The 25511-nt window shown below is 61.3% G+C and carries 23 protein-coding genes; 7 read left to right on the forward strand and 16 right to left on the reverse strand.

The window, feature by feature from the left end; genetic code table 11:
- Nucleotides 1-12: 12 nt before the first annotated feature.
- From QU606_RS02675 to gbcA, 13 genes are all read right to left on the reverse strand, one after another.
- A complete protein-coding gene (locus tag QU606_RS02675; RefSeq protein ID WP_168232775.1) occupies nucleotides 13-504 on the reverse strand; it encodes a hypothetical protein in 492 nt (163 codons plus the stop codon).
- Entirely contained in the window at nucleotides 501-1037 is a 537-nt protein-coding gene (locus QU606_RS02680) for a hypothetical protein (protein ID WP_069077116.1), read from the reverse strand. Before QU606_RS02680 ends, QU606_RS02675 begins: the two co-directional genes overlap by 4 nt.
- A 6-nt stretch (nucleotides 1038-1043) precedes the next feature.
- Complete coding sequence (locus tag QU606_RS02685; RefSeq protein ID WP_069077117.1) at nucleotides 1044-1601, reverse strand: hypothetical protein; 558 nt, start codon at nucleotides 1599-1601, stop codon at nucleotides 1044-1046.
- Nucleotides 1598-2323: a hypothetical protein gene (locus QU606_RS02690; protein ID WP_024077799.1), complete on the reverse strand. Its 726-nt coding sequence runs from the start codon at nucleotides 2321-2323 to the stop codon at nucleotides 1598-1600. Before QU606_RS02690 ends, QU606_RS02685 begins: the two co-directional genes overlap by 4 nt.
- Nucleotides 2304-3941: a GspE/PulE family protein gene (locus QU606_RS02695; protein ID WP_304998088.1), complete on the reverse strand. Its 1638-nt coding sequence runs from the start codon at nucleotides 3939-3941 to the stop codon at nucleotides 2304-2306. Before QU606_RS02695 ends, QU606_RS02690 begins: the two co-directional genes overlap by 20 nt.
- A 4-nt stretch (nucleotides 3942-3945) precedes the next feature.
- The gene (locus tag QU606_RS02700; RefSeq protein WP_304998089.1) at nucleotides 3946-5130 is read right to left on the reverse strand and encodes a type II secretion system F family protein; all 1185 of its coding nucleotides are present in this window, start codon (nucleotides 5128-5130) and stop codon (nucleotides 3946-3948) included.
- Complete coding sequence (locus tag QU606_RS02705; protein ID WP_024077796.1) at nucleotides 5127-5591, reverse strand: transglycosylase SLT domain-containing protein; 465 nt, start codon at nucleotides 5589-5591, stop codon at nucleotides 5127-5129. The genes QU606_RS02700 and QU606_RS02705 overlap by 4 nt, the downstream gene beginning before the upstream one ends.
- A 6-nt stretch (nucleotides 5592-5597) precedes the next feature.
- Entirely contained in the window at nucleotides 5598-6029 is a 432-nt protein-coding gene (gene gspG / locus QU606_RS02710) for a type II secretion system major pseudopilin GspG (RefSeq protein ID WP_069077120.1), read from the reverse strand.
- A gap of 293 nt (nucleotides 6030-6322) precedes the next feature.
- A complete protein-coding gene (locus QU606_RS02715; RefSeq protein WP_304998090.1) occupies nucleotides 6323-7819 on the reverse strand; it encodes a lytic polysaccharide monooxygenase in 1497 nt (498 codons plus the stop codon).
- A 74-nt stretch (nucleotides 7820-7893) separates the two neighbouring features.
- Entirely contained in the window at nucleotides 7894-8400 is a 507-nt protein-coding gene (locus QU606_RS02720) for a type II secretion system protein (protein ID WP_304998091.1), read from the reverse strand.
- Nucleotides 8387-8767, reverse strand: a complete 381-nt coding sequence (locus tag QU606_RS02725) for a type II secretion system protein (protein WP_024077792.1) — start codon at nucleotides 8765-8767, stop codon at nucleotides 8387-8389. The genes QU606_RS02720 and QU606_RS02725 overlap by 14 nt, the downstream gene beginning before the upstream one ends.
- On the reverse strand, nucleotides 8742-9236 hold the full coding sequence (locus tag QU606_RS02730; RefSeq protein ID WP_069077121.1) for a type II secretion system protein: 495 nt from the start codon (nucleotides 9234-9236) through the stop codon (nucleotides 8742-8744). Before QU606_RS02730 ends, QU606_RS02725 begins: the two co-directional genes overlap by 26 nt.
- Before the next feature lie 812 nt (nucleotides 9237-10048).
- Nucleotides 10049-11344, reverse strand: a complete 1296-nt coding sequence (gene gbcA / locus QU606_RS02735) for a glycine-betaine demethylase subunit GbcA (protein WP_304998092.1) — start codon at nucleotides 11342-11344, stop codon at nucleotides 10049-10051.
- A 281-nt stretch (nucleotides 11345-11625) separates the two neighbouring features.
- Between gbcA and gbcB the strand changes: the two genes are divergently transcribed.
- A complete protein-coding gene (gene gbcB / locus QU606_RS02740) occupies nucleotides 11626-12726 on the forward strand; it encodes a glycine-betaine demethylase subunit GbcB (RefSeq protein ID WP_024077789.1) in 1101 nt (366 codons plus the stop codon).
- A gap of 3 nt (nucleotides 12727-12729) precedes the next feature.
- On the opposite strand, the gene QU606_RS02745 is transcribed toward gbcB, so the two are convergent.
- Together QU606_RS02745 and QU606_RS02750 are read right to left on the reverse strand one after the other, a co-directional pair.
- Nucleotides 12730-13545 (reverse strand): nitrilase-related carbon-nitrogen hydrolase, encoded by an 816-nt coding sequence (locus QU606_RS02745; RefSeq protein ID WP_024077788.1) that lies wholly within the window; start codon nucleotides 13543-13545, stop codon nucleotides 12730-12732.
- Entirely contained in the window at nucleotides 13542-14987 is a 1446-nt protein-coding gene (locus QU606_RS02750; protein ID WP_102625029.1) for a cytosine permease, read from the reverse strand. The genes QU606_RS02745 and QU606_RS02750 overlap by 4 nt, the downstream gene beginning before the upstream one ends.
- A gap of 277 nt (nucleotides 14988-15264) precedes the next feature.
- Here QU606_RS02750 and QU606_RS02755 point away from each other — a divergent pair, with 277 nt between their 5' ends.
- Entirely contained in the window at nucleotides 15265-17082 is a 1818-nt protein-coding gene (locus QU606_RS02755; protein WP_024077786.1) for an NAD(P)/FAD-dependent oxidoreductase, read from the forward strand.
- 103 nt (nucleotides 17083-17185) lie between these two features.
- Here QU606_RS02755 and QU606_RS02760 read toward each other — a convergent pair whose 3' ends face one another.
- Entirely contained in the window at nucleotides 17186-18226 is a 1041-nt protein-coding gene (locus QU606_RS02760) for a low specificity L-threonine aldolase (protein ID WP_003176549.1), read from the reverse strand.
- Between the two features lie 90 nt (nucleotides 18227-18316).
- On the opposite strand from QU606_RS02760, the gene QU606_RS02765 reads away from it, so the two are divergent.
- The 5 genes from QU606_RS02765 to QU606_RS02790 all read left to right on the forward strand — a co-directional run bounded on the left by QU606_RS02765 (nucleotide 18317) and on the right by QU606_RS02790 (nucleotide 25408).
- Complete coding sequence (locus QU606_RS02765; RefSeq protein ID WP_304998093.1) at nucleotides 18317-19045, forward strand: TraX family protein; 729 nt, start codon at nucleotides 18317-18319, stop codon at nucleotides 19043-19045.
- A gap of 504 nt (nucleotides 19046-19549) precedes the next feature.
- Nucleotides 19550-20803, forward strand: coding sequence for a serine hydroxymethyltransferase (glyA, locus tag QU606_RS02775; RefSeq protein ID WP_024077784.1), 1254 nt, complete (start codon nucleotides 19550-19552; stop codon nucleotides 20801-20803).
- Between the two features lie 22 nt (nucleotides 20804-20825).
- Nucleotides 20826-22076: a sarcosine oxidase subunit beta gene (locus QU606_RS02780; RefSeq protein ID WP_010207084.1), complete on the forward strand. Its 1251-nt coding sequence runs from the start codon at nucleotides 20826-20828 to the stop codon at nucleotides 22074-22076.
- Between the two features lie 15 nt (nucleotides 22077-22091).
- The gene (locus QU606_RS02785; RefSeq protein ID WP_024077783.1) at nucleotides 22092-22394 is read left to right on the forward strand and encodes a sarcosine oxidase subunit delta; all 303 of its coding nucleotides are present in this window, start codon (nucleotides 22092-22094) and stop codon (nucleotides 22392-22394) included.
- Nucleotides 22391-25408: a sarcosine oxidase subunit alpha gene (locus QU606_RS02790; RefSeq protein ID WP_024077782.1), complete on the forward strand. Its 3018-nt coding sequence runs from the start codon at nucleotides 22391-22393 to the stop codon at nucleotides 25406-25408. Before QU606_RS02785 ends, QU606_RS02790 begins: the two co-directional genes overlap by 4 nt.
- Nucleotides 25409-25511: the final 103 nt, after the last annotated feature.

A 25511-nucleotide genomic window follows, 5' to 3' on the forward strand; every position in this document is an offset into this window, starting at 1 on the left:
GTCCTTCCCCGGTCAGTGTTTGTCCAGGCGCAAGGTGCTGGCATGCTTGAGCGGCATGAAGGTCAGCACCACGGCGGTGTCGGTGAGCTTATCCAGCCGGTACTGGGCATCGAGCATCTTTCCCGGCTCAATGTGCCCGGGCACCGCGCAGCGGTGGCACAGGGTGTACTGGCGGCCATTGCCGCGCAGCACCACGATTTTCGGCTGGTTTTCGTAGCGCCACTGCGCGCTCACGCTGAACGGCAACGGCGGTGGTTGGGGCGGCGAAGTGTCGACCGGTGTTGGCGGCGGCGGTGGCGTCCAGGTCTGGGCGGGAAACAGGTCGACCCCTTCAACCTCGTCCGGGGGGCCGGGTGAGACGGGGGCCGAGGGCGCGTCGACGGCCCGCGCGATCGCCGGCGTCGAGGCTGTCTCGGGGCTGTCTGCAGTGTCCTCCCAGAACAGCCAGGCGCAGCCGACCAGGGTCAGCAGCAACAGCACGCGCAAGTACAGCGGCAGTTTCATTCCACCACCCCCAGCACACTCAGCTTGAGGCTGATGTCCAGCAGGCCGTTGCTGATTGCCTTGCGCTCCAGGGTCACGCTTTCAATGCGCACGCCTGGCTCTTTAGCGATGTCGACCAAGGTACTGCGCAGCAGCAGGTAGGGGCCGGAGAGGGGGATCTCCAGGTCCAGGCGCTGCAACCCGGTGTCGCCGGGGGCGGAGTACGCCAGGGTGGTCTGTTCGATGATGAAGCCGCGTTGAGTGACCAGGCCCAGCAGTTTTTCCAGGCGCGGGGCGAAGTCCTCAGCGCTGGGCAAGCGCTCAACCACGGCCGGCTCGGTGACCTGGACCTGCTCGGGGTGTGCGGCGATGCCAGCCTCCAAGGCCTGGCGACGCAGGCTGTCGGCCACGCCGGCCGGGTGAATCAGCGTGACCTCGATCACCAGCGTCGCGGCCATCACCCCCAGCGCCAACAGGCCCCAAAAGCCCAGGCGCTGTTGCGCTTGCATCAAGTGCCAACGCAGGCGCGGCCAGTGGCGGGTGAGCGCGTCCATGGCGGGCTACCTCGCGCCAACGCTGAGTTTGACCTGCACCGGGTGCTGTGGGTCAGTGGTTTTGCGCGCGCTTTGTTGCAGGTTCACCTGGACACCGGGTTGGGCCTTGAGCCGCTCGACAAAGCGAAACGCGTCACCCAGCCCTTTGGCTTCCAGGTCCAGGTGCAGCAACTGGGCCTGGGTGTTGACCTCTACGCGCGTCAAGGCGACCTCGCCGGACCAGGCCCGCGCCACGGCGTTCATCAGCGCAAAGGGTGTGCTGGACTGTTGGGTAAAGGCCGCCACCTGTTGTTTCTGCCGGGGCGACAGGCGAATAGCCGCCTGGATCAATTGCTCCTGGCGGCGGGTCAACTGGGTAAAGCGCTGCTCCAGGGCATCGGTCTGTTGTTGCTGTTGCGCCATGGCGTCCCATTGCTGCCATGCCTGGATGATCAGCAGGGTCGCCACCAGCCACAATGCCGCCACCAGCGGTCGATGGGTGGCGCTGGCCCGTTGGAAGTCGACGTGGGGGGCGTAGCCCTGTTGCCGGGCGCGAGCGAGGCGGGCAGTCAGCCGGGTAATCATGGTAACGGCGCTCCCAGCCACGGGTGCAGGGGGCCCAGCCAGTGCTCGGTGGGGCTGTTGGCGACGACCCGGGTGGCGGGCGCCTGTCGCTGGGCCAGCAGGTCGGCGGTGAAGAGGTTGTCGCTCAAGGTGCTGCCGGGCTGTGTCGATATCACGCACACTTGATCGGCGCGCCCCTGGTGCCGATAAAGGCAACTGAGGCTCTCGGCTTCCGGCACGGCCAGTACGCAATCAGCCGGCAATTGCCGCCAGTACTGCTGCGCCACCGCCGTCAGCAGCGGTGCGCAGGTCACCAGGGGCAACCGCTGCAGCTTGAACAGCTCGCGCAGGTCGTGCAGCAGGTCCCGTGGGGCGGCCACGGCCAGGCGCTCGTCGCCGAACGCACCAGCGGCGACCTGCACCTGCCAGCGCTCAGGGTCGATGCCGGCCTGTTGGTTGAAGGTGGCCTCGGCGAAACCTTGCCAGTCGCCTGCGCTGTACAGGCCGGTTTGCCACGGCAGCATCAGGTAGTGCACGTGGGGAAACCCCAGCAACACCTTGGCCCGATCAAGCAAGCGCACGCGGCCGCGAGGGGCCTGTGCCAACAGTTCGGCGCAGGCGCCCAGGGGGGCGCCGGCCTGCTGGGCACCCCACACCTTCGCATTGCGCCCGCGGGCGCGCGCGGCCCAGGCGACACCGGTGCTGTGCAGCCACACCACGTGCTCAATAAAGGGAAATGACACGGTGCAGCTCCTTGAGCGTGGTGTCGCCCTGGGCCGCGTGGGCCAGGGCGATATCGCGGATGAATACGTGGCCGGCTTCGCGCGCCAGTTCGCGCAGGGTTGACGCCGAGCTGCGATGGAGCAGGCCCTCCTTGATGCTGTCGGTGACGCTCAGCACCTCCGCCAGGGCGAGCCGGCCGCGATAACCGGTATGGCGGCAGGCCTCGCAGCCTTTGCCTTCGCGGTAATGGCCTTGCCTGAGCTGGGTTTCGGGCAGCTGGGCCAGGCGTGCGAGGTCCGCATCGGGCTCCGCGTCCACGCCGCAGTCCGGGCAAATGCGCCGCACCAGGCGTTGGGCAACCACGCCATTGAGGGCTTCGACGAAACTGGCCGGGTCCACGTCCATATAGGTAAAACGCTCCAGCACGCTGAAGGCGCTGTTGGCATGCACCGACGACAGCACCAGGTGCCCGGTCAACGCCGCCTGCACGGCAATGCCCGCTGTTTCACCGTCGCGAATTTCCCCCACCAGGATGGTGTCCGGGTCATGGCGCAGGATCGAGCGCAGGCCACGGGCGAACGTCAGCCCCTTCTTGTCGTTCACCGGGATTTGCAGTACGCCGGGCAGTTCGTATTCCACCGGGTCTTCGATGGTGATGATTTTTTTCTCGCCGGTATTGGTCTCCGACAAGGCGGCGTACAGCGTGGTGGATTTGCCGCTGCCGGTGGGTCCGGTCACCAGCAGCATCCCATAAGGCTCGCTGGCCAACACACGGATGCGCGTTATGGTATCGGCGTTCAAGCCCAGGGTTTCCAGGCTCAGGGACTCGCCGCGCTGGGATTTGTCGAGGATCCGCAGCACCGCATCTTCACCGTGGATGCTGGGCATGATCGACACGCGAAAATCCACTTCGCGCCCCTGGATTTTCATCTTGAAACGCCCGTCCTGGGGCACCCGCCGCTCGCCGATATCCAGCTCCGACAACACCTTGATCCGCGACAGCGCCTGTTCGGCCATGTCCATCCCGCTGGCCTGGCCCATCTGCTGCAACACGCCGTCGATGCGGTACTTGATCACCAGGCCCTGGGGCGTGCTTTCCACATGGATATCGCTGGCGCGGCTTTGCAGTGCATCGAACAGCATGGAGTTGACCAGGCGCACCACCGGGTTGTCGTCGCGGGCGATGCTGCTCAGGGAAATTTCCTGGGCGGTTTGGCTGACCCGGACGTTTTCGTCGTCCTCGCCAAAGGGTTGCATGACCCGCTGGCTCGCTTCGGCCAGGCTCAATTGGGCCTTGACCGCATCGGGCAGGCTCATGGCCAGGGGCAAGGCACGCAGGCTTTGGGTGGATTGAATCCAGTGGCGATCACGCAGGGTGAAAGGCTCTCCGAGTACCAGGCAGGGCCGGCCCTGATAGTCCACGGGCAGCACGTTGTGGATCAGTGCCTGGGGCAGCGCCAGCAGGTCGAAGCGCCAGTGCTCGGCGAGGTGTGCGGGCTCGATGGGGATCAGGCCCAGGGTGGTGGCGATCATGGGCAACTGGTCGGGCACGGTGTGCAGCACTTCGCGCAGGTAATCGGCCAGGGACAGGCCCCGTTGCGCCGCGAGTGCTTGCCATTGCCGTGTCTGTTCGCTCATCGCGCTACCCCTGGATGGAACCCGCCAACTCGAAAATCGGCATGTACAACATGAACACGATCAAGCCGATCAGCCCGCCCACCACCAGCATCAGCAGGGGCTCGAAGACTTTGCTGAACAGCTCGATGGCGCGTTCCAGCGCTTCATCGTGGAACTGCGCGATACGCTCGCACATGGCCGCCAGCTCGCCGCTCTGCTCACCCACGCGCAACAGGCGCTCGGCGACGGCGGTGGTCAGTTGGTGGCGGGCCAGCGAAGTGGACAGGGGCTGGCCGGCCTGGATATCGGTCAGGGCCTGGTGCAGGTCGGCTTGACGCTCGACGGGCAGCAGCGCACCGGACAATTGCACGGCCGTGACCACCGGCATCCCACCCATCAGCAGCATGCCGGCGGTGCGATAAAACCGCGCGAGCACGAACAACGTGCGCTGGGCGCCCAGGCTGGGGATTTTCCAGAACAGGCTGGCGGCGCGACGTTTGAAACCGGCACTGCGAAACAGCAACGCCAGCCCGGCAATCGCCAGGACCACGCCAAGCAGCAGCTCCATGCCTCGCGCCTCCACCAACGCGCCCCACCACACCATGAAGCGCGCCGTCGCTGGCAGGTCGGCGACCGCGTCGAACACCGAGGCAAAACGCGGGATCACGAAGAACAGCAGGAACAGCAGGATCAACGCGCCCACGCTGAGCACCACCAAGGGGTACATCAGGGCGCCGCTGACGCGTTTTTTCACGGTTTCCAGGTGCGCCTCGAAATGGTGGTAGCGGCGCAGGGCGACGGCCAACTGGCCGCTGTGTTCCGAGGACGCCACGGTGGCGCTCAACAGCGAAGGAAAGGTCTGTGGCTTGAGCTGCATCGCCTTGGACAGCGAGTTGCCTTCGTACATGGACGCGAGCAGATCGCTCATGACCTGCCGGTTGATGCCCTGGGGGGCTTTGTCGCGCAGGGTTTCCACGGCTTCCACCAGCACCAGGCCGGCATCGAGCAGCACCACCAGTTCCTGGATAAACAGGCCCAGGGCGAACCGGGTGCGGCGGCTGGGCAGCTTGAGTGGGCGGCGGGCTTTCAATGAAATGACCTGGGCGCCGTCGGCCTGCAGTTGCTGGCGTGCCTGGGCGATATCGAGGGCTTGCAGGCGCAGGGACTGCAAATGGCCGTCGCGGATGATGCGCGCGTCGATGTCGATCATGGTGATTGCCTGGCCAGTTGCTGGCGTTGCTGCAACAACTCGGAGTAGTAGCGCCATACCGCCAGGGCATAGCGTGAACGCTGCGCTTGTCGATCCGCCTTGGCCCCCGCGTTATAGGCGCCGATTGCCTGCCAGCCGTAACCCTGCTCGCGGATAAAACCGGCAAGGATCCATGCGCCGACCATCACACTGGTGCAGGGCTGGGTGAGCAGGTGCTGTTCGGAGATGCCGAATCGAGCCAGTGCGGGCAAGTGGCGGCTGTTGATTTGCATCAGGCCGATGTCCTGGCTGCCGTCGCTGTTGATATTGCGCGCGCTGGGGTTGAGGCCGGATTCGACCTTGGCGATGGCGTACAGCAAGAGGGGGTCGACGTGGTAGCGGCTGGCTGCCAGCTGCCAGCAGTCGGCCTCGGCGACGCCGGAAAGGCACAGCAACGTCAGGGCGATTCGTAGTGTGTGCATGGTGGGTCACAAGCCGTACACGATGTCGGCGTAGGTGTTCACGCCACCGGCCTTGCCGTCGCGCCCCAAGGAGATGATTTCTGCATCGTTGGGCGGTGTACCGGGATTCTTGTAGAGATAAGGGTTGCCCCAGGGGTCTGGCGGCAACACTTTCAAATAGGGGCCTTGCCAATTGTTCGCGTTGGCGGGGCGTGTAGTGAGCGCATTCAAGCCGAGTGTTTCGTCCGGGTAATTGCCGTTGTCCAGGCGGTACTGGTTCAGGGCATCGGCGAGGGACTTCATTTGGCCTTGGGCGGTCTGGACCTTGGCCAGTTCCAGGCGATCAAACATCTTCGGGCCGACGTAGCCGGCAAGCAGGGCGATGATCAGCAGGACGACCAGCAACTCCAGCAACGTGAAGCCGCGAGCGGGGCTGTGGATAAAGGTGCGAGTGCGCATGGAGAGATACCCTGTTGGGAGTGCCAAGGTACGGCGGTTGTGTGTAACTCTCCCGGCCCGCTGTTTGGCGGGCACCGCCGGTAGGACTTCATATGTTCTATAACGCTGGGTCTTGTGACACTTAGTCTCTTCGCGGTTTTTGCATGGGTTCAATTATAGCGTTGATAAATATAGGGGGCCGGGGATTTGGCTATAACCTTTGGCTCTTATATTGGGCCGGTGAATGAATAACGCCTATAAAAACGCCGCATAAGGTATGCGGCGCTGAATGTATCAAGTAGGCGGCTTAATGGTTATAGCTTGTTCCAAGCGTTTACCCAATTGCCATTTGCGTGCCCCGGTTCATACGCTGGAAGTGAGCACCAACCGGTTGCCGGCCAAGGTTTGCATTCATAGTTGCTGCCATTATGGGACACCTTGTCTCCGGCCTTGTAATTGGTCCCCGGCACATACGCAGGGTATTCCCCTCCACCGCTGCCGGGGTTGACCGTAACCGTAGTCGTTGCTCGGTCATTTTTATAGTTGCTGCCGTCATATACCGTCAGGCTGATATTGACGGTGGTGGTTTTATCCACCGTTGGCGCAGTGAACGTGGCTGTCGATTCATGAAAGTTACCGCCGAGGAAGTCGTTGTCCCACTGCCACCGGATTGGACCGTTGTTGTAAAACTTGGAGTTTCTGCCGTTCATGGTGAACGTGTCACCTGATTTAACGGGCGCGTGGGAGTCGATCACGGCTTCAGGTGCGCGTGGATCGATCGGCTTTTCGCCGCCTGGGATAATGGCCATCGCCTTGGAGTAACCCTTGGCCGTTGTGAACACAGAGTTGACGCTCGGATCAGTTGGGTTGAACACAATGTTACTACCCTGTTTTTCCCCAACTTTGGCGATGCTTGGATTGATTTGGTCCGCCAACTGCCGGCCCCATATTTTGGGGTCCAGGTTGCTTGGGGTAATGGGGAGGGTGATGTCTACGACTTCTTTGGCTTGCGGTGTGTTGTCCAGGATACGGAAGTGCACGGAATCACCGGCTTTGAGCTCGTTCATGACAGCATCGATGAATTGACCCAGATCCACCCATGGTGCCGGGACTCCACCCCCTGCAATGTTGATATCGCTGCAGTTATAGAAACCCTCGCCTGCCGGATCGATACGCTGCCACTGAACGAACAGGGTCGCTTTGCCTATTTGCCCCGAGGGGATAGGTACCGGGAACTTGAAATACCCGGAGGAAGGTAGCGCAGGAGGATTGCTGCCCCAGTTGGTTTGGGCCGTGGGCAGTTGTTCGGTGTGAATAAGGACCAAGTCATTCCAGGTCAACGGTGATCGGGTCGGATCAAAACCAGGTCTTGTCAGGAACACTTTCGCAAAGCTGGGAACGTGCGGCGCTGTACCGATGATGCGAACGTCGATCATGCCATTGGAGGGAACGACGTCGGTCCGATACCAATCATCTGACACAATGTTCAGGCCGTCTTTTTTTATATCTGCCGCCGCGCAAAGCGTGCCGTCTGGCACTTCTCTTTTAACCGTTTCCGGATCGTTATAACCGGGCTCCTTGATCAAATGCGCCACTTCGTTCCACTGCTGGCCTGGATACTGACCACTTTTCTTGGCTAAGGCAGCGCAACCGGCATCGCTGGGGTTGCCCGACCAGAAATCCGGGAGCGTTCTGCAGTAGACCTGGCGTGATATGGGCTGATCCACCGCGCCATGTGCCCAACTCAAGGCCGGCGCCAGACACAGCGCCGCCAATGTCCATGTGCAAAGTCTTTTCGCGTAGTTATTCATGTTCGAATCCACCTTCAATTCAGATAAACAAGTTCCGAACTGCTGGAACGATCAGTTGTGTGAGTGCATTGGCATCATCGGGTCGTCTGATCTCCCATGGGAGTGGTGCGGGTTGCGGGGTTACTCTGTCCAGGACCGTACAGAAACACCCACCCTTGATAACTACCTTGCCCTGTAAAACTCTGATCCTTGACTGAAAAATTACCTTGTTTGAACGGCGTGCCCTTGGCCTTGCTGAACACCCCCATGATGGTTTCGCCGGGGCCCGCCACCACGCCCCATTCGGTGCTGCCGCTCAGCGGGTCGGCATAGACCCGGCGCAGGTAGCGCTTGACGGTCGGTTGGCGGCGGTCGACCGCCAGGTCATCGAGGGATTTCGGAAAGGTGTGGCCGGCGCTGTAATACAGGCCGATCGCGCGGCGGATTTCATTCCCCCGCGCCAGCAGCTCCAGCTCGCGCTCACGCTGCAACACGCTGGCCGTGAGCGTGCCCACTTCCATCAGCATCACGGCCACCACCGCTACCGTCACCAACATGCCCATGAACACCGAACCGTGTTGACGCTGTTTACCAATCCGCATAGGCGCTCCCGTCATTCGCATTGCCGGGGGCGCCACTGCGCACATCGCCCAGGCCTTGTTCGTCGGAAGGTTGCAATTGCCAGGTATCGCGCTTGCCGGTCAGCGGGTCGAGGGGGATTTCGCGCAGGTAGCGGCGGTCCACCAGGGCTTGCAGGGACTCGGGATTGGCACCGTGGTCTTCGCGGTATTGGTCGAGCGCCTGGCGGATGGAAGACAGGTTATGGCGCAGCACGGTTTCCTGGGCCTTGGCGTGCTGGCGGAAGTACTGGGGGGTCACCAGGGTCATGAGGGTGGCGATAATTGCCATGACCACCAGCAGTTCAATCAGGGTAAAACCCCGATTACCACTGGCTGTATAACGTTCCATTCAAACTCTCCCGTGTGCTGCGGGATGAAACGTCAAAGACATCTTTCCCCTCTTGTGGGTTATCGGCGCTGCTCTGGTAGCTGCGCAGTTGCCAGGTTTGGGCAGGCGACAGTTCGGGACACTCGCAGACGGGGTCGCGGGGAATGCGGCGCAGGAAGAAGAGTTTCTTGCCTTTGAGGTCGGTCTGGTCGGTGACCCCCTCGACCAAGGCTTGCAAGGTGGGTGGATAGCCGCTGTCGCCGATACTTTTTTGGATACGGCCGTCGTCGGCGGCCTCTTTGTAGGAATCAATCGCGCGGCGTATTTCCCGCAACGACCGTTGCAAGTCCAGTTCTCGATCGCGTTTACCCATCAACGCCGTCAGCGGATAAGCCACTGTCGACAGCGTGGCCAGCAAGGCCAGCGTCAGTAGCAATTCAATCAGCGTAAAACCTTTAGCGCAGTGATGGCTGGGAGGCCCCTGCCACATCACTGTTCAACCTCCCTCTAACCCGCCAAGGACTTCAGCACTAACCCAGGCCAATGGACGTAACTGCAAGGGTGAGTGTAGATGAAGTTTTAAACAGAGTGTTTTTTGTACAACTGGCGGATAAACGGTGGTTACCCACAATGGCTGTGCACGTGGCTGTGGATAAGGTGTTCGCGGTTGTCCACAGGCCACGTAAAATCACGCCTGTAGCGCGCTGTATGAAAAGTGATCACCCTAAGTTACGGTTTTTACGGGGATTTTAGTGTGGATAAGGCCGCTGCCTGCGGTCGACTTGCCCCCAAAGTCTGTTGGCGGTTCTGTGGATAAGATGTTCGCTATCGGCTACGGGCCAGGTAATACGTGGCTTTGCCAGTCTTGGTTAAATATTGATCGATTGTGTGTTTTTGCGCCTGTAAAAGGCTGTAAGCCCCTATTTATCGCGTCTTGCAGCAGTTTTCCACAGAAGGCGTGAAGTTGCCCCCAAAGTCTGTTGGCGGTTCTGTGGATAAGGTGTTTGCGTTCAGCTACAGGCCATAGGCGACGGGCCTTTCAGGGTATTGATCGAAAAGTGATCAATGGGCGGCGAAACCCGGTGGTCTGAATAAGTCACGGATTTTCTTCGGTTTATTTTGCGGGGTGAGCGCAGTTGCCCACAATTGCTGTGGGTGGCTTTGTGGATAAGTTGTTGGGCAAAGGCTGGAGGGCAGGCTGGCAGTGGTCTGCGAGAGATTTGATCAAATATTAAGCAGTGTGAGGTTCAAGTGTGGGAGGGGGGCAATCCCCCTCCCACATTTTTGAGCGGTGGGTATCGGTTATTCGTGTGCAGCCACGCCCTTGAGGTAAGGCGCCGGCGCCGCGCCCAGGTTGCTCAACATGCGCTCGCTGTACCAATCCACAAAGTTCACCACGCCGAACTCATAGGTCTTGGAGTACGGGCCCGGCTGGTAGGCGCTGGAGTTGATACCGCGCTGGTTCTCCTCGGCCAGGCGACGGTCCTGGTCGTTGGTGGCGTCCCACACCTGGCGCATGCGTTCCACGTCGTAGTCCACGCCTTCCACGGCGTCCTTGTGCACCAGCCACTTGGTGGTGACCATGGTTTCCTGGGCGCTGATCGGCCACACGGTGAACACGATGATGTGATCGCCCATGCAGTGGTTCCACGAGTGCGGCAGGTGCAGGATGCGCATCGAGCCCAGGTCCGGGTTCTTGATGCGGCCCATCAGCTTGGCGCAGCCCTGCTTGCCGTCCATGGTCATGGACACGGTGCCCTTGAGCAGTGGCATGCGCACGATACGGTTGCGCAGGCCGAAGCTGGCGTGGGCGTAAGGGATCTTCTCGGCGTCCCAGGCAGCGGCGGAGGCGGCCACGTGGTCCTTGAAGGCCTGGTCGGCGCGCGGGTCGGTGACGTCGTCCCACTCCAGCAGGGTTTTCAGCAGTTCCGGGTGCGACGCGTTGCAGTGGTAGCACTCGCGGTTGTTTTCCAGCACCAGTTTCCAGTTGGCCTTTTCCATCAAGGTGGTTTGCACCGCCACCTTGGTGTTCTCCATGTCGTAGGGTTCCATGTAGTGGTTCAGGGTCGACAGGAAATCATCGATGGCCGGCGGGTTCTCGGCCAGGCTGATAAAGATATAACCGCCGGCGGTCTTCACGTTCACCGGCTTCAAGCCGTACTGCTTCATGTCGAAGTCGGCGCCCATCTCGGTGCCGGCGAACAGCAGGCGCCCGTCCAGTTCGTAGGTCCATTGGTGGTAGTGGCAGACCAGCTTGGCCACCTTGCCCTTGTCGCTGGTGCACAGGCGCGAACCGCGGTGGCGGCAGACGTTGTGGAACGCATGCACCACGCCTTCGGCGCCACGGATCACGATGATCGGGTTCTTGCCCACTTGCAGGGTCAGGTAGTTGCCCTTGGTGGGGATCTCGCAGGTCATGCCGGCGATCAACCACTCTTTCTGGAAGATCTCCTGCATGTCGATATCAAACAGCCGGTCATCAGAGTAGAACGGCTGTGGCAGCGAAAACGTGTGCTCGCGCTCTTGCAGCATCTGCGCGGTGGCCTTGCGTGCGGGTTCCAGCGGATCGCCCAAGCTTAAGGTTGCGGTGACGTCCATCGTGTGTGTCCTCATGGCCATTCTGTGTGGCCGGCGAATAGTGGCTGATCAGGTGTGCAGCAAGGCGTAAAGAAAGCGTCGTTGTTGGGAGCGAGTGTGGGGCTGCTGATGCGGCGAACCTTATCCATGAGCGACATGGCCCACTCTGATCCCGACGCGCAAGCCCCGTGGTATGGGGGCTGGTCGCGATAAGTATGTGAATGTCGCAGATAGGTAAGTGGGCGGTTCTCGCGTTACGCAGAATCGCCACCATAAGGCCGACCTCGGCGGTGGAGAACAACATGTCCAATAATTTCCTGAATCCGGTAACCACCCAGACCTGGGCCAATGGTCGGCACATTGTCCGTTGCGTCAAAGTCATCCAGGAAACCTGGGACGTGCGCACCTTCTGCTTCATGGCCGACCAGCCGATCCTGTTCTTTTTCAAGCCGGGGCAGTTCGTCACCCTGGAGTTGGAAATCGACGGCCAGCCGATCATGCGCTCCTACACCATTTCCAGCTCGCCGTCGGTGCCCTACAGCTTCTCGGTGACCATCAAGCGCGTGCCGGGCGGCAAGGTCTCCAATTGGCTGCACGACACCCTGCATGAGGGCCAGGAGCTGGCGGTGCACGGGCCGGTCGGGCTGTTCAATGCCATCGACTTCCCCAGCCCGAAAGTGCTGTACCTCAGTGGCGGCGTGGGGATTACCCCGGTGATGTCCATGGCCCGCTGGTTCTACGACACCAACGCCAACGTCGACATGACGTTTATCCACAGCGCCCGCTCGCCCAAAGACATCATCTACCACCGCGAGCTGGAGCATATGGCGTCGCGGATCGATAACTTCAGCCTGCACCTGATCTGCGAGAAACACGGGTTGGGTGAGCCTTGGGCGGGTTATCGCGGTTATCTGAACCACAAGATGCTGGAACTGATGGTGCCGGACTTCCTGGAGCGCGAAGTGTTCTGCTGTGGGCCTACGCCGTATATGAACGCGGTGAAGCGCCTGCTGGAAGTGGCCGGTTTCGACATGGCGCGGTATCACGAGGAGTCCTTTGGCGCTACGCCGCCGGAAGCGCGGGCGGATGCCGTGGAGCAGGCCGAACAAGCCGCCGATGCGCCGGAAATCGATCTGGCAGACCTGCACCAAGTGGAATTCATTGCCTCGGGCAAGAGCATTCGCGTGGCCCCGGGTGAAACCGTACATGCGGCGGCCGCCAAGCTGGGCCTGTTGATCCCGAAAGCCTGCGGCATGGGGATCTGCGGCACATGCAAGGTGCTGAAGCTGGGGGGAGAGGTCGAGATGGACCACAACGGCGGGATCACCGAGGAGGACGAAGCCGAAGGCTACATCCTGTCGTGCTGCAGTGTGCCGAAGGGCGATGTGCGCATCGAGTTCTGAGGCTCAGTACAGCCCCGGCCGACGATCCCGATGAACATGGTTGTGGTCGCTGATTGACTTGTTCCTGGCCTGTGCCAGTGGCAGGTCGGCCACCCATTGTTGTTCCATCGGCTGGGAGGCTGCTCCGGCCAGCGGGTAGCCATCGGCGTCGACGATGACCGAACCGCCTACCCAATTGACGCCACGTTCTTCGCCATAACGGTCGCACGCAGCGATGAACATGCGGTTGACCGCCGCATTGGCCTGGACCCGCACGATCTCTGCCGGCCGTTCACCCACGGGGCGCGGGCCGTCCGGCCAGTTCACCGGGGCGCAGAGCAGGTCGGCTTCCGCCAGTGCTGCCAGGCGTACCCACTCCGGCAGTTCCAGGTCGTAGCAGATCATCATGCCGATCCGCCCGACGGCGGTGTCGACCACCGGAGGCGGCGCATCACCGGCGGTGAAGATCAGTTTTTCGCGGTCCCACAGGTGCGCCTTGCGATACACCGTCAACCGCCCGCTGGGTTCGACCAGCGCGGCACTGTTGGCGACGCGTCCCGCGCTCAGGCGCTCGCAGAAGCCTGCGACGATGATGATCCCCAGCGCTTGCGCGAGGCTTTTCCACAGGCTCAGGGTCGGACCGTCGCGTGTCTCGGAGGCCTCGTGGGCTTCCTCCAGGTCCGTGAACATGTAGCCGCTCTGAACCAGCTCAGGCAGGACGATCACCTGCGCATTAAGGCTGGCCGCTGCGCGAATCGAGCGCTCGGTCAGCGTCCGGTTGTAGTGGGTATCGCCGATACGCGGCGCCAGTTGATGACAAACCACGCGTAGCAGGGTCACGACAGGTCTCCTTCCAACGCTCGCTCACTGGCTTGCACGGCCCGCGCTTCGGCGGCGTGGTCGAGGTGGCGGCTCATCATGCAGTAGACCATTGCCGAGACCGCCAGGCCGACGACGAACGCAACATCGGCGCCGCCCAGCATCACGCTGATCGGTCCTTGATAAAAACCCAGCGACATAAACGGAATCATTGCCGCCAGGCCGAGGAAATAGGCAATGAGCCCGGCGCTCGACCAGCGCCCATAGATACCGGCCGGGTTGAAAATGTCGCTGATTGCGTAGTGCCCTTTTCGTATGGCATAGAAATCTGCGAGGTTGACGGCTGTCCAGGGCACCAGGAAATACAGCATCAAGAGGACGAAGGTGTTGAAGCTGTTCAGGTAGCTCTCGGGGATGCTCAAGGCAATCACAAAAATCACCGCGGCCACCAGGCTGATCCCAACGATGCGGCTCCTGATCCGCGGCTTGATCGGTACAAAACCGTCAATGGCACTGATCCCGGTGAGCATCGCGCCGTAGCAGTTGACCGCCATGATGCCGACCAGCGCGGGTACTGCGATCAACACGGTAAAGGTGCCAAACCCCGGAAGCAGTTGGTTGCCCACGGCCTGTACGCTGCCGATGGCGTCGGGCGAGGGCAGCGCCGAGGCGAGGAAGGCCCCCAGCGACATCAGCCACAGCGCCGAGCCGGCGGCCCCCAGGTAGGTCCAGAAGATGACGCTGCGCGACGGCGTGTTATGCGGCAGGTAGCGCGAGTAATCCGAGACGTAGACGGCGTAGCTGATCTGGTAACCCGCTGCGGCTGAAAGCTGGATCAGAAAGGCCGACCAGGAAAAATGTGCGTCGACCACCGCGGTGTCGGCCTGCAGGTACATCACGGCGGCGACCGTGAGGACCGCGAACACGCTGATCATCACGTAGGTCAGCCAGCGTTGCACAGTGTGCAGGAGGTCGTGGCCGATCACGGCGATCACCACTGCCAGGATGATCATCAAGGCGTACCACGGTGCACGGTTGCCGGGCAGCACGGTATTGATGGCGTCGGTCGCCAGGATCACGTTGAACACGTTAAAGCCGATGTACACGAACACCACGGCGATAAAGGGCACGATGGCCCCGCGCAGGCCGAACTGTGCCCGCGACTGGATCATCTGCGGCAACCCCATGCGCGGCCCCTGGTTGGCATGGAACGCCATGGCAAACGTGCCCAGGCACACGCCGATGACTATCGCCAGGATCGCGTACACCAGGCTCAGCCCCAAGGCTGCGCCGGTAAACCCGGTGACCAGGGTGGTCAGTACGAAGTTACCGGTGAACCAGAACGGCGCCTGATGCCAGACCTTGCCGTGGCGCTCATTGCGCGGCACGTAGTCAATGGAACGGGTTTCGATTTTCAGCGTGGCGGAGGGCGGGGCAGCCGATCGGTTGGAGGGCGCGTTCATAGGCATCACGGTCTGTTTTTATTAAGTGAGGCTACGAAGAGTCTTGTAACTAAAAAGACAATTGAATCGCTATTCGCAAATAATCACTTCACGAATTTCTGAACTGATTGCCTGAAGCCTGCTGACACAAGGCCTGTATGACGCATCAGTTTTTTATTCCCAAGTGATATAGAGACATTTCCTACAACTAACTACGCTGAGCATCTCAGCCGTCGTATTCGCCCTTCGCATTGAAGCAGTAGGTGGACGTCCTCATTTCATGCCAAGGATGATGACCATGTCTGCTATTCCCTCTCGCAGTAAAGGTGCAGCGCGCTTGCTTGCCAACGATGTCACTGCACTGATTCCAGACTTTCCTTTTCATTACGCCCGGTTTCTTGAGACGGCCGCCAGTCAGGGCACGCCGTTGGCGCGGGTATCCCACCTGGCGTATGGCAGCCAGGTATTGATCGTCGGGGGCGGGGTCGCCGGCCTGGTGACGGCCTATGAAGTCATGCGCATGGGGTTGCACCCGGTGGTGGTAGAGGCCAGTGACCGCATCGGTGGGCGACTGTATTCCCATGTGGCAGGTAATCCGCAAGATCCGGATAACAGTGTCATTTGCGAGCTGGGTGCCATGCGCTTTCCTGTTTCAGGCAAGGCGTTGATGCACTATTTCAACAAAGTTGGCATGACGGCCCGTTCGACCGATTTTCCCAATCCGGGGTCGGCGTTTACCCCCAGTACGGTCGTCGACTATCAGCAACAACAGGTCTATTACGAACGCGATAACCTGCCGCCTGATTACGCTGAGATCGAGGATAAGTTATTCAACGTGTTTCTTGAGCAGAACCCGATCAAGTTCACCGAGATGGAAACGGCAATGTCCGAGGGCAGCCTGGATCAAGCCAAGATCAAAGCCCTGTGGAACGCGATCCTTGATGCGGGTTGGGACAACCTCAGTTTTTTTGCCGCGATGGTCGAGCAGGCGGGTTGGAGCCGCGAAGATATCGATCTGTTCGGCCAGATCGGCTTCGGCACAGGCGGTTGGAACACCGATTACCCGAACTGCTTCCTGGAGGTGTTACGGGTGCTGTATACCGGGCTGGATACCAACCACAAGCTGATGTACGACGGCTCCAGTGAGCTGCCAAACCGACTTTGGACGCGTGCCCCAGAGACTTTTGGCGACGCTATGGTTCATTGGCCTGCGGGTACCACCGTCCGAGGCCTGACCACCCAGGTCATCGCTCAGCCTTTGAAGCAGGAAGTGCGGCAGATCCTGCGGCGGCCGGATGGCAAATTCGACGTGTGGGTGTTTGATCATCATCTGGCAGGCGAGCGCCAATACACCTTTCCTGCCGTGGTCTATACCCCTCAAAAGCGGATCCTCGATAAATTCCGTTATATGGACGGCGCTGCCCGCTTCAATCAGATGAATGACCTGTTATCCCCCAAGGAATGGGAAGCGGTGATGTACACCCATTACATGCAGTCGGCAAAAATCTTCGCGCAAACCAAACGACCGTTCTGGACCGACGTGGGCGTGGATTTGCAGCACAAGATGAGCGTGACGTTGTCGGACCGAATCACCCGTGGCACCTACCTGCTGGACTACGGCCGTAGCGAAGGGCCTCACAGAGGCAGTGGCATGTTTTTGTCTTACACCTGGAATGACGACAGCCTCAAATTCCTGGGTGATCGCAGTGCGCCGCTGCCGTCTCATGTGCAGTTATGCACAAGCTTGCTGGATAGCGTGTACGCCCCTCATCAGTTGAACCTGGCGGCTGAGTTCGGCATGACCAATCCCTTTGTCGAGATCAACTGGGAAGAGCAGCCGTTTTTCCTGTGCGCGTTCAAAATGAACCTGCCGGGACAATACGAGTACCAGCGCTTGCTGTTTTCCCAGTTCATGAACGGTGTGTCGAGTGGGCAACCCGATGGGTTCATTCTCGCCGGGGACGATGTTTCCTGGACGGGGGGCTGGGCGGAAGGGGCGGTAACGACGGCCTTGAACGCCGTAAATAAACTGGCGGTGCACTTCAACGGTGGGACCTTGCTCACCAACCGCGGCCCCATTGATGAATGGCAAGCGCTTCAGCCCAAAGCCTTGTGAGCATAGGTGTGTGAGTGAGGTGCGGGAGCGATAGGCGCGCAAGTGGCTCCAGCTGCGCGTCGCAGGTCATGAGGCTGCGACGCGGGCTTGCGCGGCCGTCGTTTCAGGCACCCATGACTTCGCGAATATCCGCCGCCAGTTCGCGCACGCGTTCTTCTTCGGTATCCCACGCACACATGAACCGTGCGCCGCCTTTGCCGATAAAGGTGTAGAAGCGCCAGCCCTTGGCCGTCAACGCTGCAATCGCCGGTTCCGACAGTTGCAGGAACACGCCGTTGGCCTGCACCGGGAACATCAACTCCACGCCGGGAATATCCGCCACCAGGCTGCTGAGCAACTGCGCGCAGTGGTTGGCGTGGCGTGCGTGTTTGAGCCAGGCGTCGTTTTCCAGCAGGCCCACCCAGGGGGCGGAGAGGAAGCGCATCTTCGAGGCCAGTTGGCCGGCCTGTTTGCAGCGGTAGTCGAAGTCTTCGGCCAGCTTGTGGTTGAAGAACAGGATGGCTTCACCCACGGCCATGCCGTTCTTGGTGCCGCCGAAGCACAACACGTCCACCCCGGCTTTCCAAGTCAGGTCGGCGGGTGAGCAGCCGAGAAACGCGCAGGCGTTGGAAAAGCGCGCGCCGTCCATGTGCAGGTTCAGGCCGAGTTCCTTGCAGGTGGCGCTGATGGCGCGGATTTCTTCCGGGGTGTAGACGCTGCCGACTTCCGTCGCCTGGGTCAGGGTCACTACGCGCGGTTTGGGGTAATGGATGTCCTGGCGCTTGAGGGCGATCTCGCGGATCGATTCCGGGGTCAGCTTGCCGTTTTCAGTGCGGGCAGTGAGCAGTTTCGAGCCGTTGGAGAAAAACTCCGGTGCGCCGCACTCGTCGGTTTCGACGTGGGCGGTTTCCGAGCAAATCACGCTATGGTAGCTCTGGCACAGCGAAGACAGCGCCAGGGAGTTGGCGGCGGTGCCGTTGAAGGCGAAGAATACTTCGCAGTCGGTTTCGAACAGGTTACGGAAACCGTCGGCGGCGCGGTGGGTCCATTCATCGTCGCCATAGGCGCGCTGGTGGCCGTGGTTGGCTTGTTCCATGGCGGCCCAGGCTTCCGGGCAGATGCCGGAATAGTTGTCGCTGGCGAATTGCTGGCTCTTGTCGGTCATGGCCCATTCCTGTGGTCGATGTTGGTGCGCACTTTAACCAAGATTGTCGGGCGTGCGCACGCACTGTAAATGCAAAGTCACTGGGGAATTATGCACGGTACTGAAACGATGGCTGTCGGACGTGTCCGTGATGGCGCTTTGGATTTGCTCAAGTGGCTGGCGCTGCTGTGCATGGTGCTCGATCACCTGCGCTACGTCGGCCTGAGCCTGGATGGCCTGTATGTACCAGGGCGCCTGGCGTTCCCGTGGTTTTGCCTGGCGATTGCGGCGAATCTGCATCGGGTCAGGAGCGCGCCCGTGACCGGCCAGTGGCGCTACCTGGGTTGGTTGTTGCTGTTCAGTGTGATCAGCGAAGTGCCGTACCGGATGTTTATCGACGATGCCGATACGTTGAATGTGCTGCCGACCCTGGCCTTGGGGTTGCTGGTTGCCCGAGGATGGCAGCAGAAGGCGCTGGTTGATCGAGGATTGGCGCTGATCGCTGTCACGATAGCCGCGGTATTTTCGACGCAGTTAATGTTCGGTTTCTTTGGTGTATTGCTGCCACTGGCGATGCTGCTGGTGTTTCGCAGGCCTTGGTATTTCAGCCTGTTGCCGGGCCTGGTGTGCGTGGCCGCCAACCAATGGCAGATCCTGCTCGATAGCGGCACGCCGGTGGCGCTGATGGGGTTGGTGGCGTGCCTGATTGCGCCGTTGGCGGGATTGGTCCTGTTGCGACATGCCCGCAGCGCCTCGCCGCCAGCCATGCGCCGCTGGGCTTATGCCCTCTATCCCCTGCATTTCCTGTTGCTGCTACTCGTCCGCAAGATCATCGCCTAACCCATTGTGGGAGGGGCGGTGCGACGGTTCGACTTGCCCCCGATGGTGGTGGATCAGCTTGCACATGCCGCAGCTGACACACCGCCATCGGGGGCAAGCCCCCTCCCACATTGATTGCGCCGTTGGCGGGATTGGTCCTGTTGCGACATGCCCGCAGCGCCTCGCCGCCAGCCATGCGCCGCTGGGCCTATTCCCTCTATCCCCTGCATTTCCTGCTGCTGCTACTCGTCCGCAAGATCATCGCCTGACCTCCTGTAGGAGCGAGCTTGCTCGCGAAAAACGTCAACGATCATGCGGATTGCCTGAATGAACACCGCGCCCTCAGGTTTTTCGCGAGCAAGCTCGCTCCTACAGGGGCCAGGGTCATTTGCAGGCAATGTCGTAAACGCACCTTTGCGTGGCGTCCGTAGGCATTTGACCTGCCTGCGCCAGCCCTACCATCGCATCAAAGGGCTATGCCACCGTGCACGGGCCTCAACAATACGAAAGGCTGGGAGAGACGCGATGTTCAGCAAGAAAGACCAGATCCAGGGTTATGACGATGCACTGCTGGCGGCGATGAATGCCGAGGAGCAACGTCAGGAAGATCATATCGAGCTGATCGCGTCGGAGAACTACACCAGCAAGCGCGTCATGGAAGCCCAGGGCAGCGGCCTCACCAACAAATACGCCGAAGGCTACCCAGGCAAGCGCTACTACGGTGGTTGCGAGCACGTGGACAAGGTCGAGGCCCTGGCCATCGAGCGCGCCAAGCAGCTGTTCGGCGCCGATTACGCCAACGTACAGCCGCACTCCGGCTCCTCCGCCAACAGTGCGGTTTACCTGGCGCTGCTGAACGCCGGCGACACCATCCTCGGCATGAGCCTGGCCCACGGCGGCCACCTGACCCACGGCGCCAAAGTGTCGTCCTCGGGCAAGCTGTACAACGCCGTGCAGTACGGCATCAACACCGACACTGGCCTGATCGACTACGACGAAGTCGAGCGCCTGGCCGTAGAACACAAACCGAAGATGGTAGTGGCCGGTTTCTCCGCCTACTCCAAGACCCTGGATTTCCCACGTTTTCGCGCGATCGCCGACAAGGTCGGGGCGCTGCTGTTCGTCGACATGGCCCACGTTGCTGGCCTGGTCGCCGCTGGCCTGTACCCGAACCCGCTGCCGTACGCCGATGTGGTCACCACCACCACCCACAAGACCCTGCGCGGTCCCCGTGGCGGTTTGATCCTGGCCAAGGCCAACGAAGAAATCGAGAAGAAACTCAACGCTGCCGTATTCCCCGGCGCCCAGGGTGGCCCGCTGATGCATGTGATCGCCGGCAAGGCGGTGTGCTTCAAGGAAGCCCAGGAGCCAGGCTTCAAGGCCTACCAGCAACAAGTGATCGACAATGCCCAGGCCATGGCCAGCGTGTTTATCAAACGCGGCTACGATGTAGTGTCCGGCGGCACCGATAACCACCTGTTCCTGGTCAGCCTGATCCGTCAGGGCCTCACCGGCAAAGAGGCGGACGCCGCCCTCGGTCGCGCCCACATCACCGTCAACAAGAACGCCGTACCGAACGACCCGCAGTCGCCGTTCGTGACCTCGGGCCTGCGCATCGGCACCCCGGCGGTGACCACGCGTGGTTTCAAGGTGCCGCAGTGCATCGAGCTGGCCGGCTGGATCTGCGACATCCTCGACAACCTCGGCGATGCCGACGTCGAGGCCAACGTGGCCAAGCACGTGTCTGCCCTGTGCGCTGATTTCCCGGTTTATCGCTGAGCGCGGTTTTGGAGTAATGACTATGCAACGCTACTCGGGCTTCGGCCTCTTCAAGCACTCACTCAGCCATCACGAAAACTGGCAGAAGATGTGGCGCACGCCGACCCCTAAAAAGGTCTACGACGTGGTCATCGTCGGCGGCGGCGGGCATGGTCTGGCAACCGCCTACTACCTGGCCAAAGAGCACGGCATCACCAACGTGGCCGTGGTCGAGAAAGGCTGGCTGGGCGGCGGTAACACCGCGCGCAACACCACCATCGTGCGCTCCAACTACCTGTGGGACGAGTCGGCGCACCTGTACGAACACGCGATGAAACTGTGGGAAGGCCTGTCCCAAGACCTGAACTACAACGTGATGTTCTCCCAGCGTGGCGTCTACAACCTGTGCCACACCCTGCAGGACATCCGTGATTCCGAACGTCGCGTCAGCGCCAACCGCCTTAACGGCGTGGATGGCGAGTTGCTGAATGCCAAGCAAGTGGCCGACGAGATTCCGTACCTGGATTGCTCGAAAAACACGCGCTACCCGGTACTCGGCGCCACCGTGCAACGTCGCGGCGGCGTGGCCCGTCACGATGCCGTGGCCTGGGGCTTTGCCCGTGCGGCCGACGCCCTCGGCGTGGACTTGATCCAGCAGACCGAAGTGATCGGCTTCCGCAAGGAAAACGGCGTGTGCATCGGCGTGGAAACCAACAAGGGTTTTATCGGCGCCAAGCGCGTCGGTGTGGTCACCGCGGGTAACTCCGGGCACATGGCGTCCCTCGCCGGCTTCCGTTTGCCGATCGAATCCCACCCGCTGCAAGCGTTGGTGTCGGAGCCGATCAAGCCGATTATCGACAGCGTGATCATGTCCAACGCCGTGCACGGTTACATCAGCCAGTCCGACAAGGGCGACCTGGTGATCGGCGCCGGTATCGACGGTTACAACGGCTACGGCCAGCGCGGCTCGTACCCGGTGATCGAACACACCATTCAGGCCATCGTCGAGATGTTCCCGGTGCTGTCGCGGGTGCGCATGAACCGTCAGTGGGGCGGTATCGTCGACACTACCCCGGATGCCTGCCCGATCATCTCCAAGACCCCGGTGCCGAACATGTTCTTCAACTGCGGTTGGGGTACCGGTGGCTTCAAGGCCACCCCAGGCTCAGGCAACGTGTTTGCCGCCAGCCTGGCCAAAGGTGAGATGCACCCATTGGCTGCACCTTTCTCCATCGACCGTTTCCACAACGGTGCGTTGATCGACGAACACGGCGCTGCGGCCGTCGCCCACTAACAGGAGAAATTCCCTATGTTGCATATCTTCTGTCCTCACTGTGGCGAACTGCGCTCCGAAGAGGAATTCCACGCGTCCGGCCAAGCGCACATCCCGCGCCCGCTGGACCCGAACGCCTGCACCGATGAAGAGTGGGGCGACTACATGTTCTTCCGCGATAACCCGCGTGGGTTGCACCACGAACTGTGGATTCACGCCGCCGGTTGCCGCCAGTATTTCAACGCGACCCGCGACACCGTGACCTACGAAATTCTTGAAACCTACAAGATTGGCAGCAAGCCGCAATTCACCGCCAAGGCTTCTGGAGAGAAGGTATGAGCCAGATCAATCGCCTGTCCAACGGTGGCCGGATCGACCGTAACAAAGTCCTGACCTTCAGCTTCAACGGCCAGAGCTACAAAGGCTTCGAAGGCGACACCCTGGCCGCTGCATTGCTGGCCAACGGCGTCGACATCATTGGCCGCAGCTTCAAGTATTCGCGCCCACGCGGCATCTTTGCCGCCGGGGCCGAAGAGCCGAACGCGGTGCTGCAGATCGGTGCCACCGAAGCCACCCAGATTCCCAACGTGCGTGCTACGCAACAGGCGCTGTACCAGGGGTTGGTTGCCACCAGCACCAACGGCTGGCCGAGCGTGAACAACGACATGATGGGCATTCTTGGCAAGGTCGGCGGCAAGCTGATGCCGCCGGGTTTCTACTACAAAACCTTCATGTACCCGCAATCGTTCTGGATGACCTACGAGAAGTACATCCGCAAGGCTGCCGGCCTTGGCCGCTCGCCGACCGAGAACGATCCGGACACCTACGACAACTTCAACCGTCATTGCGACGTGCTGGTGGTCGGCGCCGGCCCTGCTGGCCTGGCGGCTGCACTGGCCGCCGCGCGCAGCGGTGCCCGCGTGATCATCGCCGATGAGCAGGAAGAGTTCGGCGGTTCCTTGCTCGACTCCCGCGAAAGCCTCGACGGCAAGCCCGCCACGGAATGGGTCGCCAGCGTTATCGCCGAACTGAAAGCCCTGCCGGACGTGGTGCTGCTGCCCCGCGCCACCGTCAACGGTTACCACGACCATAACTTCCTGACCATTCACGAGCGCCTGACCGACCATCTCGGTGACCGTGCACCGATTGGCCAGGTGCGCCAGCGCATCCACCGTGTGCGTGCCAAGCGTGTGGTCCTGGCGACCGGTGCGTGTGAGCGTCCGCTGGTGTACGGCAACAACGATGTACCGGGCAATATGCTCGCCGGCGCGGTCTCCACCTACGTGCGCCGCTACGGCGTGGCACCGGGCAAGAAACTGGTGCTGTCGACCAACAACGATCACGCCTACCGCGTTGCCCTGGACTGGTTCGACGCTGGCCTGCAGGTGGTCGCCGTGGCCGATGCCCGTCACAACCCACGTGGCGCGCTGGTGGAAGAAGCGCGCGCCAAAGGCATTCGTATCCTCACTGGCAGCGCCGTGATCGAGGCCCGTGGCAGTAAGCACGTCACCGCCGCTCGGGTGGCTGCCATCGATGTGAAAGCCCACAAAGTCACCAGCCCCGGCGAGTGGCTGGACTGCGACCTGGTGGCCAGCTCCGGCGGCTACAGCCCGGTGGTCCACTTGGCCTCGCACCTGGGCGGCAAACCGACCTGGCGTGAAGACATCCTCGGTTTTGTACCGGGCGAAGCCCCGCAGAAACGCGTGTGCGTCGGTGGCATCAATGGCGTCTACGGCCTTGGCGATTCCCTGGCGGACGGTTTCGAAGGCGGCGTGCGCGCGGCCAGCGAAGCCGGCTTTACCCCGGTGGAAGGCACGTTGCCCAAAGCCTTGAGCCGTCTTGAAGAGCCGACCCTGGCGCTGTTCCAAGTGCCTCACGAGAAAGCTACCGCACGGGCGCCGAAGCAATTTGTCGACCTGCAGAACGACGTCACCGCCGCCGCCATCGAGCTTGCTACCCGCGAGGGTTTCGAGTCGGTCGAGCACGTCAAGCGCTACACCGCGCTGGGTTTCGGCACCGACCAGGGCAAGCTGGGTAACGTCAACGGCCTGGCGATTGCCGCGCGCTCGCTGAACGTGACCATCCCGCAGATGGGCACCACCATGTTCCGCCCCAACTACACGCCGGTGACCTTTGGCGCGGTAGCGGGCCGTCACTGTGGGCATATCTTCGAGCCGGTGCGCTACACCGCGCTGCACGCCTGGCACGTTAAAAACGGCGCCGAATTTGAAGATGTCGGCCAGTGGAAACGCCCATGGTACTTCCCACGCAATGGCGAAGACCTGCACGCCGCCGTGAAACGTGAATGCCTGGCTGTGCGCGACAGCGTCGGCCTGCTGGATGCCTCCACCCTCGGCAAGATCGACATCCAGGGCCCGGATGCGCGTGAGTTCCTCAACCGCATCTACAGCAACGCCTGGACCAAGCTCGATGTGGGCAAGGCGCGCTACGGCCTGATGTGCAAGGAAGACGGCATGGTCTTCGACGACGGCGTCACCGCCTGCCTTGCCGACAACCACTTCCTGATGACCACCACCACCGGCGGCGCGGCTCGCGTACTCCAGTGGCTGGAAATCTACCAGCAGACCGAATGGCCGGACCTGAAGGTGTACTTCACCTCGGTCACCGACCACTGGGCGACCATGACTCTGTCCGGCCCCAACAGCCGCAAGCTGTTGGCGGAAGTCACCGACATCGACCTGGACAAGGACGGCTTCCCGTTCATGACCTGGAAGGAAGGCTTGGTTGGCGGTGTGCCGGCGCGGGTGTTCCGTATCTCGTTTACCGGTGAGTTGTCGTACGAAGTCAACGTGCAGGCCGACTACGCCATGGGCGTGCTGGAGCAAATCGTCGAGGCGGGCAAAAAGTACAACCTGACCCCGTACGGCACCGAAACCATGCACGTACTGCGTGCCGAGAAAGGTTTCATCATCGTTGGCCAGGACACTGACGGCTCGATGACCCCGGACGACCTGAACATGGGCTGGTGCGTAGGCCGCACCAAACCGTTCTCGTGGATCGGCTGGCGCGGCATGAACCGTGAAGACTGCGTGCGCGAAGAGCGTAAGCAACTGGTGGGCTTGAAGCCGGTCGATCCAAAAGTGTGGCTGCCGGAAGGCGCGCAGTTGGTGTTCGATCCGAAGCAGGCGATTCCGATGAAGATGGTTGGCCACGTCACCTCCAGCTATGCGCATAACTCCCTGGGTTATTCGTTTGCGATGGCGGTGGTCAAGGGCGGCTTGAAGCGCATCGGTGAGCGGGTGTTCTCGCCGCAAGCGGATGGCAGTGTGATCGAGGCGGAGATCGTGTCTTCGGTGTTCTTTGACCCGAAAGGCGAGCGGCAGAACATCTGATAGACCGGGTCGCCTGCGTCGCAGGCGAGCCCCCTCCCACAGGGGAATGCATTCCAAATGTGGGAGGGGGCTTGCCCCCGATGAGGCCAGAACAGTCACCACA

This window comes from Pseudomonas sp. OVF7, assembly GCF_030644265.1.
Taxonomy (GTDB): Bacteria; Pseudomonadota; Gammaproteobacteria; order Pseudomonadales; family Pseudomonadaceae; genus Aquipseudomonas; species Aquipseudomonas gorinensis.

Excerpts from the sequence above, each read along its gene's own strand:
- QU606_RS02675 (WP_168232775.1), bottom strand. The coding sequence starts at position 504 with ATGAAACTGCCGCTGTACTTGCGCGTGCTGTTGCTGCTGACCCTGGTC.
- QU606_RS02680 (WP_069077116.1), bottom strand. The coding sequence starts at position 1,037 with ATGGACGCGCTCACCCGCCACTGGCCGCGCCTGCGTTGGCACTTGATG.
- QU606_RS02685 (WP_069077117.1), bottom strand. The coding sequence starts at position 1,601 with ATGATTACCCGGCTGACTGCCCGCCTCGCTCGCGCCCGGCAACAGGGC.
- QU606_RS02695 (WP_304998088.1), bottom strand. The coding sequence starts at position 3,941 with ATGAGCGAACAGACACGGCAATGGCAAGCACTCGCGGCGCAACGGGGC.
- QU606_RS02700 (WP_304998089.1), bottom strand. The coding sequence starts at position 5,130 with ATGATCGACATCGACGCGCGCATCATCCGCGACGGCCATTTGCAGTCC.
- QU606_RS02705 (WP_024077796.1), bottom strand. The coding sequence starts at position 5,591 with ATGCACACACTACGAATCGCCCTGACGTTGCTGTGCCTTTCCGGCGTC.
- gspG (WP_069077120.1), bottom strand. The coding sequence starts at position 6,029 with ATGCGCACTCGCACCTTTATCCACAGCCCCGCTCGCGGCTTCACGTTG.
- QU606_RS02715 (WP_304998090.1), bottom strand. The coding sequence starts at position 7,819 with ATGAATAACTACGCGAAAAGACTTTGCACATGGACATTGGCGGCGCTG.
- QU606_RS02720 (WP_304998091.1), bottom strand. The coding sequence starts at position 8,400 with ATGCGGATTGGTAAACAGCGTCAACACGGTTCGGTGTTCATGGGCATG.
- QU606_RS02725 (WP_024077792.1), bottom strand. The coding sequence starts at position 8,767 with ATGGAACGTTATACAGCCAGTGGTAATCGGGGTTTTACCCTGATTGAA.
- QU606_RS02730 (WP_069077121.1), bottom strand. The coding sequence starts at position 9,236 with ATGTGGCAGGGGCCTCCCAGCCATCACTGCGCTAAAGGTTTTACGCTG.
- gbcA (WP_304998092.1), bottom strand. The coding sequence starts at position 11,344 with ATGGACGTCACCGCAACCTTAAGCTTGGGCGATCCGCTGGAACCCGCA.
- gbcB (WP_024077789.1), top strand. The coding sequence starts at position 11,626 with ATGTCCAATAATTTCCTGAATCCGGTAACCACCCAGACCTGGGCCAAT.
- QU606_RS02750 (WP_102625029.1), bottom strand. The coding sequence starts at position 14,987 with ATGAACGCGCCCTCCAACCGATCGGCTGCCCCGCCCTCCGCCACGCTG.
- QU606_RS02755 (WP_024077786.1), top strand. The coding sequence starts at position 15,265 with ATGTCTGCTATTCCCTCTCGCAGTAAAGGTGCAGCGCGCTTGCTTGCC.
- QU606_RS02760 (WP_003176549.1), bottom strand. The coding sequence starts at position 18,226 with ATGACCGACAAGAGCCAGCAATTCGCCAGCGACAACTATTCCGGCATC.
- QU606_RS02765 (WP_304998093.1), top strand. The coding sequence starts at position 18,317 with ATGCACGGTACTGAAACGATGGCTGTCGGACGTGTCCGTGATGGCGCT.
- glyA (WP_024077784.1), top strand. The coding sequence starts at position 19,550 with ATGTTCAGCAAGAAAGACCAGATCCAGGGTTATGACGATGCACTGCTG.
- QU606_RS02780 (WP_010207084.1), top strand. The coding sequence starts at position 20,826 with ATGCAACGCTACTCGGGCTTCGGCCTCTTCAAGCACTCACTCAGCCAT.
- QU606_RS02785 (WP_024077783.1), top strand. The coding sequence starts at position 22,092 with ATGTTGCATATCTTCTGTCCTCACTGTGGCGAACTGCGCTCCGAAGAG.
- QU606_RS02790 (WP_024077782.1), top strand. The coding sequence starts at position 22,391 with ATGAGCCAGATCAATCGCCTGTCCAACGGTGGCCGGATCGACCGTAAC.